Below are 12687 nucleotides of genomic sequence, written 5' to 3'. Positions count from 1 at the left end.
CATGCTGTACAGAGAGAACGGACAGTTCAAGTCAAGCTATAGGGCCGACCAGCAGATCTTTCCGATCCTGCAGGACCGCGTCGCCATCCTCGCGCTGCTGGTGGTGGCCTTCGCCGCGGTGCCGGCGCTGGCGTCAGAATACTGGCTGCGCGCCATCCTCACGCCCTTCCTCATCCTCTCGCTGGCCGCGCTGGGGCTGAACATCCTGGTGGGCTACTGCGGGCAGATCTCGCTGGGCACCGGGGCCTTCATGGCGGTCGGCGCCTATGCGGCCTACAACTTTCATGTGCGCATCGAAGGCATGCCGCTGATCGCCTCGCTGCTGCTGGGCGGGCTGTGCGCCACCGGCGTGGGCGTGCTCTTCGGCATACCCAGCTTGCGCATCAAGGGCCTGTACCTCGCGGTGGCTACGCTGGCCGCGCAGTTCTTCACCGACTGGGCCTTCCTGCGCATCCAGTGGTTCACCAACAACTCGGCCTCGGGCTCGGTGAGCGTGGCAGGACTCAACGTGTTCGGCCTGCCGGTGGAGACGCCGGCCCAGAAGTACCTGCTGTGCCTGGCCTTCGTCAGCGTGTTCGCGCTGCTGGCCAAGAACCTCACGCGCAGCAGCATCGGCCGCGAGTGGATGGCCATGCGCGACATGGACGTGGCCGCCGCCGTCATCGGCATCCGGCCGGTCTACGCCAAGCTCACCGCCTTCGCGGTCAGCAGCTTCATCGTGGGTGTGGCGGGCGCGCTGTGGGGCTTCGTGCACCTGGGCGCGTGGGAGCCGGCGGCCTTCAGCATCGACCGCTCTTTCCAGCTGCTGTTCATGGTGATCATCGGCGGCCTGGGCTCGATCATGGGCAGCTTCTTCGGCGCGGCCTTCATCGTGCTGCTGCCCATCTTCCTGAACCAGTTGCCGGGGTGGTTCGGCCTGTCGATGTCGACGGCGCTCGCCTCGCACCTCGAATTCATGATCTTCGGCGCGCTGATCGTGTTCTTCCTGATCGTGGAGCCGCATGGCCTGGCTCGGCTGTGGTCCACGTTCAAAGAGAAATTGCGCCTGTGGCCCTTCCCGCATTGAGTTCCCGTCGTTCATGCCCAACCAGAAGGAGACAACCATGAAGCTGAAATCCCTCGTCCTGGCCGCAGCGGCCTTCGCTGCCCTGGCGGGCACGGCCGGCCAGGCCCTGGCGCAGGCCAAGGAGCAGTTCTTTCCGCTGCTGGTCTATCGCACGGGGCCCTACGCGCCCAACGGCACGCCGTGGGCCAATGGCAAGCAGGACTACATCAAGCTGGTCAATGCCCAGGGCGGCATCAACGGCGTGAAGATCGCGTACGAAGAGTGCGAGACGGGTTACGCCACCGACAAGGGCGTGGAATGCTATGAGCGCCTCAAGGGCCGTCCGGGTGTGGCGGTGTTCGATCCGCAGGCCACCGGCATCACCTTCGCGCTGACCGACAAGGTGCCGCAGGACAAGATCCCGCTCATCACGCTGGGCTACGGCCTGGGCGCGTCGCAGGACGGCAATGTCTTCAAGTGGAACTTCCCGCTCATGGGCAGCTACTGGACCGCGGCCGACATCCTGATCCAGCACCTGGGCAAGAAGGAAGGCGGGCTCGACAAGCTCAAGGGCAAGAAGATCGCGCTGGTCTACCACGACTCGCCTTTCGGCAAGGAGCCGATCCCGTTGCTGCAGGAGCGCGCCAGGCTGCATGGCTTCGACCTGTCGCTGATCCCGGTGACGGCACCGGGCGTGGAGCAGAAGTCGGCCTGGCTGCAGGTGCGCCAGCAGCGGCCCGACTTCGTGCTGCTGTGGGGCTGGGGCGTGATGAACTCCACCGCCCTGAAGGAGGCCGTGGCCACCGGCTACCCGCGCGAGAAGATGTACGGCGTGTGGTGGGCCGGCGCCGAGCCCGATGTGCGCGACGTGGGTGCCAACGCCAAGGGCTACAACGCGCTGGCGCTCAACACCTCGGGCACCGAGCCCAAGGTGATCCAGGACATCCTCAAGACCGTGCACGACAAGGGCCAGGGCACCGGCCCGCGCGACGAGGTGGGCTCGGTGCTCTACACCCGCGGCGTGATCATCCAGATGCTGACCGTCGAGGCCGTCAAGCGCGCGCAGGAGCGCTTCGGCAAGGGCAAGGTCATGACCGGCGAGCAGGTGCGCTGGGGCCTGGAGAACCTGGCGCTCGACCAGAAGAAGCTGGACGCGCTGGGCTTTGCGGGCGTGATGCGACCCATCAGCACCAGCTGCCAGGACCACATGGGCTCCAGCTGGGCCCGCGTGCACACCTGGGACGGCGCCAAGTGGGGCGGCATGTCCGACTGGTACCAGGCGGACGAGGCCATCCTGAAGCCTCTGGTCAAGACGACGGCGGACAAGTACGCGGCGGAGAAGAAGCTGACGCGGCGGGACGCCGCTGATTGTGGCGCCTGAACGGCGCCACAAACTGCGGTGCTCGGCGCACGCGCCGGCACTGAGGCACCCTCCCCTGCCCCTCCCGCCGGGCGGGAGGGGTGGCCTGCCAACCGGCTAGACGACGCGGGCGCTTTTGGTCGCCGTCCGCATCCCTGATGCCCGAAGGAACTTCATGAGCCAAGGCAATCCTCTCCTCGACGTCAACGGCATCGAGGTCATCTACAACCACGTGATCCTGGTGCTCAAGGGCGTCTCGCTGCAGGTGCCCGAGGGCGGGATCGTGGCGCTGCTGGGCGGCAACGGCGCCGGCAAGACGACCACGCTGCGCGCCGTCTCCAACCTGCTGGCCGGCGAGCGCGGGGCGGTGACCAAGGGCAGCATCACGCTGCGCGGCGAGCGCATCGAGGCGCTGTCGCCGGCGGCGCTGGTCAAGCGCGGGCTGGTGCAGGTGATGGAAGGGCGCCACTGCTTCGCGCACCTGAGCATCGAGGACAACCTGATGACCGGCGCCTACACCCGCACCGACGGCAAGGCCGCGGTGGCCGAGACGCTGGAGAAGGTCTATGCCTACTTCCCGCGGCTCAAGACGCGCCGCACCAGCCAGGCGGCCTACACCTCGGGCGGCGAGCAGCAGATGTGCGCCATCGGTCGCGCGCTGATGGCCAACCCCAGCATGGTGCTGCTGGACGAACCCTCGATGGGCCTGGCGCCGCAGATCGTCGAAGAGGTCTTCGCCATCGTGAAGGACCTCAACGAGAAGGAGCGCGTCACCTTCCTGCTGGCGGAGCAGAACACGCGCATGGCGCTGCGCTTCGCCAACTACGGCTACATCATGGAAAGCGGCCGCATCGTGATGGATGGCCCCGCCGACAGCTTGCGCGAGAACGAGGACGTGAAGGAGTTTTACCTCGGCATGGGCGGCGCCGACCGCAAGAGCTTCCGCGACGTCAAGAGCTACAAGCGCCGCAAGCGCTGGCTGGCCTGAGAAGGTGTGAACGGACCCGTCATGCCCGCTCGGCCATGCCGGATCCATTCACACCTTCTGAGACCCGACGCCACCCCCGACCTTGCCGCCAGCCTGTCATGACCGACTTCTACGACGACCTCGAAACCCGTGCGCCTGAAGTGCGCGAAGCCGCCCTGCTGGCCGCGTTGCCGGCACAGATCCGCCACGCGCAGCAGAAGGCGCCCGCCTTCGGCCGCATCCTGCAAGCGGTGGATGCGGCCGCGGTCGACAGCCGCGCCGCCCTGGCCCGCTTGCCCGTGACGCGCAAGAGTGAGCTGCTCGCGCTGCAGCAGGCAGGGCGGGCGGAAGACGCCTTCGGCGGCTTTTCCGCCGTGGCGCGTGGCCCGGCCATGCCGCGCGTCTTTGCCAGCCCCGGGCCCATCTACGAACCGCAGGGGGCCCATGGCGACCATTGGCGCGTGGGGCGGGCACTCTTCGCGGCCGGCTTCCGTTCGGGCGAGCTGGTGCACAACAGCTTCAGCTACCACATGACCCCGGCAGGCGCCATGATGGAGAGCGGCGCCCAAGCGCTGGGTTGCAGCGTCTTCCCCGGTGGCACCGGCCAGACCGAGCAGCAGCTGGAGGCGATGGCCGACCTGCGCCCCGATGGCTATGCGGGCACGCCCAGCTTCCTCAAGATCCTGCTGGAGAAGGCGGCCGAAAAGGGCCTGCGGCTGCCATCGCTGACCAAGGCACTCGTGTCGGGCGAGGCCTTTCCACCGAGTCTGCGCGCACATCTCGCAGGCCTGGGGGTGCAGGGCCTGCAGTGCTACGCCACGGCCGACCTGGGCCTGATCGCCTACGAGACGCAGGCCCGCGAAGGGCTCGTGGTGGACGAGGGCGTTCTGGTCGAGATCGTGCGGCCGGGTACCGGCGACCCGGTGCCCGACGGCGAGGTGGGTGAGGTGGTCGTGACCACCTTCAATGCCGACTATCCGTTGGTGCGCTTTGGCACTGGCGATCTGTCGGCGGTCATGGCCGGACCCTGCCCGACGGGTCGTACCAACCAACGCATCAAGGGCTGGATGGGCCGCGCCGACCAGACCACCAAGATCCGTGGCATGTTCGTGCACCCGGGGCAGGTGGCCGACATCGCGCGGCGCTTTCCTGAGATCGGACGCGCACGGCTGGTGGTCGAGGGCGCCACGGGCGACGACCGCATGACGCTCAAGGTCGAATGCGGCCATGCACCCGAAGGGTTGCAGGAGCGGGTGGCCGCTGCCATCCGCGACGTGACCAAGCTGCGTGGCGATGTGCTCCTCCAACCGCCCGGCAGCCTGCCCAACGACGGCAAGGTCATCGAGGACGCGCGCAACTACGAATGAACGCACAAAGGCCGCCTGGTGTTTGCCAGGCGGCCTTGCTGAGGGTGGATGTGCCGTCGAGCAGGAACCCGTCTTTCTACGCGCGGGCGTCAGGCGTCTGCCAAGGCGGCGGCGAACAGCTTCACCATCTCCCGGTTGAAGGCTGGAATGTCCTTGGGATTGCGGCTCGTGAGCAGCTGGCCGTCGACGACGGCCTCCTGGTCGACCCAGCGCGCGCCGGCGTTGGACAGATCGTTCTTCAGCGACGGCCAGGACGTCATCTGCTTGCCCTTGACGGCGCCGGCATCGATCAGCGTCCAGGGGCCGTGGCAGATGGCGGCGATGGGCTTGCCGGCGTCGGCGAAGGCCTTGATCAGCGCGATGGCCTTCGGCTCCAGCCGCAGGGCGTCGGGATTCACCACGCCGCCGGGCAGCAGCAGCGCGTCGAAGTCATCGGCCTTGGCGCCATCGAGCGCCACATCGACCGGGAACTTGTCGGCCTTGTCGTGGTGATTCCATCCCTGCACTTGGCCCTTCATCGGCGAGACGATCTGCGTCTTCGCGCCCGCCTGGTCCAGCGCCTTGCGAGGCTCGGTCATCTCGACCTGTTCGAAGCCATCAGCGACGAGGATGGCGACCTTGAGGTCCTTGAGGGAATCGGTCATGGGGTGTTCCTTTCGTGTGTGGGTGGGAGTACGAAGGGTTCACCCTAGGTGCCTGCGCGCCGAGCCCCATCGGCCGGAGGCCGCAACCCATGTCGGACAGGTCGACGGGCGTGGGGGCCCGCAGATCAGTAACGCATCTCGATCAGCCGCTCGCGCATGGCCTGCAGCGCCGCGCGCATCCGATCCACCTCGGCTGGCGCGCAGACCGAGAGGATCTCGTCGGTGAGGGCGCTCACCGCCTTTTCCGCCCGTGCGTAGAGGCGCCTTCCCTTGGCTGAGATGGCCACCATCACCGCCCGGCCGTCGTGCTCGGCACCTCCCCGCGTCACCAGGCTGCGCTCCTCCAGCCCGTGCAGCATGCGCGTCAGCCGGGTGCGCTCGTAGGCTGTCCACTGGGCCAGTTCCTGCATGGCCATGGGCCCGCGGCTGTGCAGCGTGCCCAGCGTGCGCCATTCGGTGGTCAGCAGGCCGTAGGGGCGCAGCACATCCTGCAGGGCGCGGTCTCGCCGGTACACCACCTGGGTGCAGAGAAAGAAGATGTGGTCTTCGAGTTCCATGGGGCCGTGCCTCCGGTCGCGGCCCCGCCAATGTAGCCGCGACAGTGGCGCCCGCCATCCTCTTTGTGTGCATATGCACGCAGTGGCACGCTCTTTGCTCGATTTGACCTGACGACGTGTCCAGCCCAGGGTCCGTGCGCCAGATCCGTGCATCCGCACGCAGATGGCGCCCGGCGACTTGAACCGCCCCGCAGCGACGGCGCCACAACCTCAACCGACTGTTTGTGGAGAAGCCACGCATGCATGACACCGCCGCCTTCCTGGCCGCGCTGGGCGATGTGCCCGCCATTTCCGATCCCGACGTCGTCCGGCGCAAGAGCCGCGACATGACGGCCAACTTCAGCCCCGTGATGAAGGACGACGCCCTGCGCCACGTCGCCGACGTGCTGGTGCAGCCGCGCGACCGCGCGGACGTGCTGCGCGTGGCCTCGGCCGCGGCGCGCACCCGCATGCCGCTGGTGATGCGCGGGGCCGGCACCTGCAACTTCGGCCAGGGCATTCCGCTCGCCGGTGGCGCCATGGTCGACATGACGGCGCTCGACCGCGTGCTGGGCACCGACGGTCCGCGCGTGCGGGCCGAGCCCGGCGCGCGCATGGCGGCCATCGACGAGGCCACGCGGCCCGGCGGCTGGGAGCTGCGCATCCATCCTTCCACCAAGCGCGTGGCCACGCTGGGCGGCTTCGTCGGCGGCGGTCATGCCGGCGTGGGCAGCTGCGCCTGGGGCATCCTGCGCGACTGCGGCAACATCCTCGGTCTCGAAGTGGTGAGCGTGGAGGACGAGCCGCGCACCGTGCAGCTGCGCGGCGATGCGGTCAACCGCGTGCACCATGCCTACGGCAGCAACGGCATCATCACCGCCATCGAGATGCCGCTGGCGCCCGCCTGGGCCTGGCGCGAGGCGGTGGTGGTGTTCCCCGAATTCATGACGGCGGTGGAGTTCGCGCATGCGCTCTCCACCTCCGACGGCATCGTCAAGAAGCTGGTCAGCGTTCTGGGCGGCCCCATCTGGCGCATGATGCGCATGCTCAAGGACCTGGGCGGCGCGGACAACGACGGCATGGTGCTGGCCATGGTGGCCGAGCCCTTCATGGAAGCCTTCGAGGCGTTGGTGGCCGAATTCGGCGGCCAGCTCGCCAGCGTGGCGGCCGAGGGCCAGGGGCCGTACCGCGTGCCCATCTACGAGCTGGCCTGGGGCCACACCCGCCTGCATGTGAATCGCGACCATCCCGAGGTGGTGAGCAACGTGGGCCTGTACCTCGACCCGGACCTGGTGGGCGCCATCCGCCGCAGCCACCGCCGCTTCGGCCATCTGCTGGGCATGCATTTCGAAGCCAAGCGCTTCGACGGCAAGCTGAGCTTCCAGGGCTCGCCTTTCTTCCGCTACGAGGGCGACGAACACCTGGCCGAGGTCATGCGCGGCATGGCCGAGGACGGCGCCATGGTGGCCAACAACCACACCTTCCTGGTCAAGGAAGGCGGCATGAAGTCGGTCGACGCCGAGGACCGCGCCTTCAAGCAGGCCATGGACCCGCACGGGCTGATGAACCCCGGCAAGCTGCGCTTCGACGAGGCCGCCGCGCGCGAGAGCACCGGAGGCGATCTGCCCAGCGCCGGCTGGCGTTTCCGTGGCGCCCAGGCCGCCGAGCCCGCCGACGCCTGATGCGCGCGCCCCTCCCATCCATCATCCCCGTCCGAGGACTTCTGCCATGAACGCCCCCCACACCCTCACCCGCCGCAAGACTCTGGCCGCCCTCGGCGGCGCGGCGCTCGTCTCCGGCATGCCCGCCTTCCTGCCGCGCGCCAATGCGCAGGGCCTGACCAAGGTGAGCTTCCAGACCGGCTGGCTGGCCCAGGCCGAGCACGGCGGCATGTACCAGGCCGCCGCCACCGGCATCTACAAGGAGCATGGCCTGGAGGTGGAGATCCGCCCCGGCGGTCCGCAGGTCAACACGGTGCAGCTGTTCATGGCCGGCAGCTCCGACTTCGCCGAGGCCGACGGTTTCCGCGCCTTCGCCTATGCCAAGGACAAGCTGCCGGCCGTGGCCATCGCCGCCTTCTTCCAGAAGGACCCGCGGGTGCTGATGTCGCACCCGGGCACCGGCAGCGACACGCTGGCCAGCCTGAAGGGCAAGCCGCTGTTCGTCGCCACCACCGGCCGCCAGACCTACTGGCTGTGGCTCAAGGCCAAATACGGCCTGACCGACGACCAGCTCAAGCCCTATGCCTTCAGCCTCGCGCCCTGGCTGGTCGACAAGCAATCGACCGTGCAGGGCTACCTGACCAGCGAGCCCTTCAACGCCCGCAAGTCCGGCGTGGAGCCCGTGGTGCACCTGCTGGCCGACCAGGGCTTCGACAACTACGCCAGCGTGGCGATGGCCACGCCCAAGATGGTCAAGGAGCAGCCGGAGTTGGTGCAGCGCTTCGTCGATGCCACGGCCAAGGGCTGGAAGAGTTACCTCAATGGCGACCCGGCGCCGGGCAACGCCCTGATCAAGAAGCACAACCCGCAGATGGGCGACGACGTCATCGCCTATGCCATCGGCGCCATGCGCCAGTACGGCATCGTCGAGACGGCCGAGGCGCAGGCCGGCGGGGGCATCGGCGCCATGAATGCGGCGCGCTGGCAACGCTTCTACGATGCGATGGTCGCCGCCGGCGCGCTGGCGCCGGGGCTGGACGTCAAGACCGCCTACACGATGCAGTTCGTGAGCGGCAAGCGGGCGTGAAACACCCCCATGCCGCTTCGCGGCTCCCCCTCTCTTGCGCCTTCGGCTTGGAGGGGGCGCACCCCGCGGCCTGGCATAGCCAGTTCCGCGGGTGCACGGGCATGGCCTGCTCCGCGGCCCTTCGATCCTTGCGGCCATGCTGACAGCAACGGAGACTCGATCGACATGACCCACGCCTTCTTCACGCCGCCCGAGGGCGGCACCTACGCCCTGCGCCACGTGCGCGCCCCGCGTTGCCTGATCGACGACCCGTCAGCCGACCGCCTTGCGCCGGCCGGCGATGGCGATCTCGTCGCGCTGGACCTGGCCATCGAGGCCGGCCGCATCGCCGCCATCGCGCCCGCCGGCAGCCTGGCGCCCGAACGCGGGCCGCACCTGGACGACTCGCTGGCGCTGCCCTGCTTCGTCGACCTGCACACCCACCTGGACAAGGGCCACATCTGGCCGCGCAAGGCCAACCCGACCGGCGACGGCGCGGGCGCCTCACGCGCGACGATGGAGGACCGCACGAAGAACTGGCATGCCGAGGATGTGCGCCGGCGCATGGACTTCGCGCTGCGCACGGCCTATGCCAAGGGCGTGTCGGCCATCCGCACGCACCTCGATTCGCTGGCGCCGCAGGCAGACATCTCCTTCCCGGTGTTCCGCGAGATGCGCGAGCGCTGGGCGGGCCGCATCGCGCTGCAGGTGTCGTCCATCGCGCCGGTGGACATCTTCCTGGGCGACGAAGGCGTCCACCTGGCCAACATCGTTGCCGAAAGCGGCGGCAACCTCGGTTGCGTGACCAAGTCGCAGCGCCACCCGGCCGAGGCCACGCCGCCCGAGATCGACGAGGGCATCGCGCGCCTTCTGACGCTGGCCACCGAGCGCGGCCTGGACGTGGACCTGCACGTGGACGAATCCACTGACCCGCGCGCCCGCTCGCTGATCCGCATCGCCAGGGTGGCCATCGCGCAGGGCTTCAAGGGCCGCATCCTGTGCGGGCACTGCACCGCGCTGGCGCTGCAGACGGACGCGTTCATCGCCGAGACCATCGCCGCGTGCCGCGAGGCCGGCATCGCCATCGTGAGCCTGCCGACGGTCAACATGTACCTGCAGGACCGCAGCGTGGAGGCCACGCGCACGCCGCGCTGGCGGGGTGTGACGGTCATGCACGAGCTCAAGGCGGCCGGCGTGCCGGTAGCCGTGGCCGGCGACAACTGCCGCGACCCGTTCTACGCCTACGGCGACCACGACATGCTGGACACCTACACCCAGGCGGTGAAGATCCTGCACCTGGACCATCCCTTCGCGGACTGGATCCGCGCCGCCAGCGCCACGCCGGCGCAGATCATGGGCCTCGACGGCTTCGGAATGCTGCGCGTGGGCAACCCGGCCGACCTGACGGTGCTGCGTGCGCGCAGCTATTCGGAGCTGCTGGCCCGCGCGCCCTTCGACCGCGCCGTCATCCGCGCGGGCCGTGCCATCGACACCACGCTGCCCGACTACCGCGAACTGGACGACCTCGTCATGCCGCGCTGAGCGGCGCGACCGCTGTCGCCGCACCGGCGTCGCGCACGCCTGGCAGGGCGCGCAGGTGGGTGGCGATGGCCTCGATGGCATGGCGCACCTTGGCCGGCTGGCCGTCGCGCTGCGGCGTCACGGCCCACACGGGCAGGGCGGGCGGCTGCCACTGCGGCAGCACGGGCACCAGGCGGCCGGCCTGCAGGTCGTCTTCCACGTCCGCCCGAACCGCCAGCACCAGACCCAGACCGCTGGTGGCCATCTGGTGCAGGCTGAGCTGGTTGTTGCTGGTCACGCGCACGGGCAGGGTGTGCTCGGCCAGAGCCCCGGCCGGGCCGGTGAGCGAAAGCGCCAGCGTGCGGCCGTCGCGCGGGGCGCCCACCCATTGATGAGCGGGCAGGTCCGCCGGCGTGTGCGGCACGCCGGCCGCGGCCAGGTAGCCCGGCGCGGCGCAGATCAGGCTCTGGAAGTCGCACAGCCGCCGTGCCGCCCAGCCCGAATCGGGCAGCCGGCCGGCGCGCAGGGCCAGGTCGATGCGCGCGTCCACCAGGTCGATCATGGCGTCGTCGACCTGCAGCCGCAGCTGCAGCGCGGCATGGGCCGCCAGGAGGGGCGCCAGCGCGGGCGCCAGATGCCGGGCAAAGCCCACGGGCGCCGAGACGCGCAGTTCGCCTTCCGGCGCCTCGCGCGCCAGCGCGAGCTGGGCGCGGGCCAGTTCGGCCGCCTCGACCATGCGCTGGCAGTGGGTGGCAAAGCGCGCGCCGGCATCGGTGAGTGTCAGCTTGCGCGTGGTGCGGTGGAGCAGGGTGACGCCGTGGGCCTGCTCCAGCGCGCGCAGCTGCTGGCTCACGGCCGAGGTGCTCACGCCCAGGCGGCGGGCGGCGGCGCTGAAGGAGCCGCTGCGCACCACCTCGGCGAAGAGCGCGAGCCGCTTGAGGTCGTCCATTGTGAAGCTGGGCTGAATGAAGTTGTCTGGATTCTCAGACTTCTGGCTGGATCGTGAAGTCCATAAGCTTCAGGACATCGTCATCCACACGGTGCCTCTCGCGCGCCATGAAAGGAAAGAACCATGAACGTCGCCCTGATCGGCGCCACCGGCTTCGTCGGTGCCGCCCTGCTCGAAGAACTGCTCGCCCGCGGACATCAGGTCCGCGCGCTGGCGCGCACGCCGTCCAAGCTGGCCGCGCGTGCTGGCCTGACGGTCGTCCAGGCCGATGTGCTGGATGCCGCCCAGGTCGCCAAGGCCGTGGCTGGCAGCGACGCCGTCGTCAGCGCCTTCAACCCGGGCTGGGAGCACCCCGACTTGTACAACCAGTTCCTCGCCGGCAGCAAGGCCATCGCCGAGGGTGCGAAGCAGGCCGGCGTGAAGCGCCTGATCGCCGTCGGCGGCGCGGGCAGCCTGTTCGTGGCGCCCGGCGTGCAACTGGTTGACACACCCGAGTTCAAGAACCATGTGCCGGCCAACGTGGTGCCGGGCGCCCAGGCCGCGCGCGACGAACTCACGCGGCTGCAGAAGGAAGAGGGCGCGCTCGACTGGACCTTCGTCTCGCCCGCGCCGATGCTGGCGCCCGGCGAGCGCACGGGCCGCTACCAGTTCGGCGGCGACGCCGTGCCGATGAAGGACGGCCAACTGGCCGGTATCACTTCGGCCGACCTGGCTGCGGCCATCGTTGACGTGCTGGAGCAGGGCCGCTACGTGCGCGAACGCTTCGTCGCGTACTCCTGACCCGGCTGCGGCCGCGGCGCCCTCAGCGCACCAGCGGATTGGGCGTGGGCGCCTCCACCCGGCGCAGCAGGTTGCGGTCGGTGTGGTGGAACGGCTCGGCCTGGCCCGCGATCTGCAGCACCGTGTCCTCTTCGTAACCCCAGGTGCCGTCGTCGTTGATCGTCACCTTGATGCGGAATTCGGTGGTGCGGAAGGCCTCCTGCAGGAAGGGCGCGGAGCAGATGCCCCAGGTCTCCAGCCCCTGCGTCGCGACCAGCTCGAAGCTGCGCGCATCGGCGGCCACGGTGCCGGCCGCCATCGCCACCTGGCCGCGCGGGATGGTCAGGGTGTGCATCACGCAGCCGGTGGCGGGCTCCCACAGCCAGTAGCCCACCTGCTCGTGGTAGGTCTTGACCTGGTCGGGCTTGGTGATGTGCGTGTGGTAGCGCAGGCCATAGAGCAGCTGGGGCCCGTTGGTCACCGGGTCGATGGGCTGCAGGCTGATGCGCTCGACGAAGGCCTGCTTCTTCGGCCCTTCGGCCTTGGGCTTGACGTCGAGCCCGCGGGTGCCCTCCCACACGCCGGCCATGGGCCCGAGCGGGCCCAGGTTGGCCAGGGTGTGCAGGTCGACGTCGCGGGGTTCGGTGTAGATGTCGCGGGCGGGAGCGTTCATGGCGTTTGTCGTGTTGCGGACGGAAAAGCGGCCGGGACTGTAGCGCGAGCACGCCCCGTGCCCGCCGCGACCTGCCCATGTCCTGTGATCGAACGGCCGCGGAGCAGGCCATGCGCGAACATCCGCGGAACCGGCTCCG

Annotated in this window: 12 protein-coding genes; 8 read left to right on the top strand and 4 right to left on the bottom strand. The window is 69.3% G+C overall.

Annotated elements, in window-relative coordinates:
- Window position 1 precedes the first annotated feature (1 nt).
- The 4 genes from ACT54X_RS13730 to ACT54X_RS13715 all read left to right on the top strand — a co-directional run bounded on the left by ACT54X_RS13730 (window position 2) and on the right by ACT54X_RS13715 (window position 4739).
- Window positions 2–1066, top strand: coding sequence for a branched-chain amino acid ABC transporter permease (locus ACT54X_RS13730; protein ID WP_294367736.1), 1065 nt, complete (start codon window positions 2–4; stop codon window positions 1064–1066).
- 37 nt (window positions 1067–1103) lie between these two features.
- The gene (locus ACT54X_RS13725; protein WP_294367737.1) at window positions 1104–2426 is read left to right on the top strand and encodes an ABC transporter substrate-binding protein; all 1323 of its coding nucleotides are present in this window, start codon (window positions 1104–1106) and stop codon (window positions 2424–2426) included.
- A gap of 154 nt (window positions 2427–2580) precedes the next feature.
- Window positions 2581–3393, top strand: a complete 813-nt coding sequence (locus ACT54X_RS13720; protein ID WP_114801495.1) for an ABC transporter ATP-binding protein — start codon at window positions 2581–2583, stop codon at window positions 3391–3393.
- A gap of 98 nt (window positions 3394–3491) precedes the next feature.
- Window positions 3492–4739, top strand: coding sequence for a phenylacetate--CoA ligase family protein (locus tag ACT54X_RS13715; protein ID WP_476347025.1), 1248 nt, complete (start codon window positions 3492–3494; stop codon window positions 4737–4739).
- A gap of 89 nt (window positions 4740–4828) precedes the next feature.
- Here ACT54X_RS13715 and ACT54X_RS13710 read toward each other — a convergent pair whose 3' ends face one another.
- Together ACT54X_RS13710 and ACT54X_RS13705 are read right to left on the bottom strand one after the other, a co-directional pair.
- Window positions 4829–5383, bottom strand: coding sequence for a type 1 glutamine amidotransferase domain-containing protein (locus ACT54X_RS13710; RefSeq protein WP_294367760.1), 555 nt, complete (start codon window positions 5381–5383; stop codon window positions 4829–4831).
- 125 nt (window positions 5384–5508) lie between these two features.
- The gene (locus tag ACT54X_RS13705; protein ID WP_294367762.1) at window positions 5509–5940 is read right to left on the bottom strand and encodes a MarR family winged helix-turn-helix transcriptional regulator; all 432 of its coding nucleotides are present in this window, start codon (window positions 5938–5940) and stop codon (window positions 5509–5511) included.
- Window positions 5941–6179: 239 nt separating this feature from the next.
- Between ACT54X_RS13705 and ACT54X_RS13700 the strand changes: the two genes are divergently transcribed.
- The 3 genes from ACT54X_RS13700 (at window position 6180) to ACT54X_RS13690 (ending at window position 10188) form a co-directional block, all read left to right on the top strand.
- Window positions 6180–7601, top strand: coding sequence for an FAD-binding oxidoreductase (locus ACT54X_RS13700; protein WP_294367767.1), 1422 nt, complete (start codon window positions 6180–6182; stop codon window positions 7599–7601).
- Window positions 7602–7647: 46 nt separating this feature from the next.
- The gene (locus ACT54X_RS13695) at window positions 7648–8667 is read left to right on the top strand and encodes an ABC transporter substrate-binding protein (RefSeq protein ID WP_294367768.1); all 1020 of its coding nucleotides are present in this window, start codon (window positions 7648–7650) and stop codon (window positions 8665–8667) included.
- Window positions 8668–8832: 165 nt separating this feature from the next.
- The gene (locus tag ACT54X_RS13690) at window positions 8833–10188 is read left to right on the top strand and encodes a cytosine deaminase (protein WP_294367770.1); all 1356 of its coding nucleotides are present in this window, start codon (window positions 8833–8835) and stop codon (window positions 10186–10188) included.
- Here ACT54X_RS13690 and ACT54X_RS13685 read toward each other — a convergent pair.
- Window positions 10175–11116, bottom strand: coding sequence for a LysR family transcriptional regulator (locus ACT54X_RS13685; RefSeq protein ID WP_294367772.1), 942 nt, complete (start codon window positions 11114–11116; stop codon window positions 10175–10177). The two genes, ACT54X_RS13690 and ACT54X_RS13685, sit on opposite strands and share 14 nt — an antisense overlap.
- 123 nt (window positions 11117–11239) lie before the next feature.
- On the opposite strand from ACT54X_RS13685, the gene ACT54X_RS13680 reads away from it, so the two are divergent.
- Complete coding sequence (locus ACT54X_RS13680; protein ID WP_294367774.1) at window positions 11240–11896, top strand: NAD(P)-dependent oxidoreductase; 657 nt, start codon at window positions 11240–11242, stop codon at window positions 11894–11896.
- Between the two features lie 22 nt (window positions 11897–11918).
- Here ACT54X_RS13680 and ACT54X_RS13675 read toward each other — a convergent pair whose 3' ends face one another.
- Window positions 11919–12548: an FABP family protein gene (locus ACT54X_RS13675; RefSeq protein ID WP_294367783.1), complete on the bottom strand. Its 630-nt coding sequence runs from the start codon at window positions 12546–12548 to the stop codon at window positions 11919–11921.
- Window positions 12549–12687 lie beyond the last annotated feature (139 nt).

Source organism: Pseudacidovorax sp. DMC4 (assembly GCF_056314265.1).
The sequence above is the reverse complement of the archived record's forward strand: the minus strand, read 5'-3'. Positions and strand labels throughout refer to the sequence as shown.

Coding starts and splice junctions, on each gene's coding strand:
- ACT54X_RS13700 (WP_294367767.1), top strand. CDS start 6,180: ATGCATGACACCGCCGCCTTCCTGGCCGCGCTGGGCGATGTGCCCGCC.
- ACT54X_RS13715 (WP_476347025.1), top strand. CDS start 3,492: ATGACCGACTTCTACGACGACCTCGAAACCCGTGCGCCTGAAGTGCGC.
- ACT54X_RS13695 (WP_294367768.1), top strand. CDS start 7,648: ATGAACGCCCCCCACACCCTCACCCGCCGCAAGACTCTGGCCGCCCTC.
- ACT54X_RS13685 (WP_294367772.1), bottom strand. CDS start 11,116: ATGGACGACCTCAAGCGGCTCGCGCTCTTCGCCGAGGTGGTGCGCAGC.
- ACT54X_RS13730 (WP_294367736.1), top strand. CDS start 2: ATGCTGTACAGAGAGAACGGACAGTTCAAGTCAAGCTATAGGGCCGAC.
- ACT54X_RS13725 (WP_294367737.1), top strand. CDS start 1,104: ATGAAGCTGAAATCCCTCGTCCTGGCCGCAGCGGCCTTCGCTGCCCTG.
- ACT54X_RS13680 (WP_294367774.1), top strand. CDS start 11,240: ATGAACGTCGCCCTGATCGGCGCCACCGGCTTCGTCGGTGCCGCCCTG.
- ACT54X_RS13675 (WP_294367783.1), bottom strand. CDS start 12,548: ATGAACGCTCCCGCCCGCGACATCTACACCGAACCCCGCGACGTCGAC.
- ACT54X_RS13690 (WP_294367770.1), top strand. CDS start 8,833: ATGACCCACGCCTTCTTCACGCCGCCCGAGGGCGGCACCTACGCCCTG.
- ACT54X_RS13705 (WP_294367762.1), bottom strand. CDS start 5,940: ATGGAACTCGAAGACCACATCTTCTTTCTCTGCACCCAGGTGGTGTAC.
- ACT54X_RS13710 (WP_294367760.1), bottom strand. CDS start 5,383: ATGACCGATTCCCTCAAGGACCTCAAGGTCGCCATCCTCGTCGCTGAT.
- ACT54X_RS13720 (WP_114801495.1), top strand. CDS start 2,581: ATGAGCCAAGGCAATCCTCTCCTCGACGTCAACGGCATCGAGGTCATC.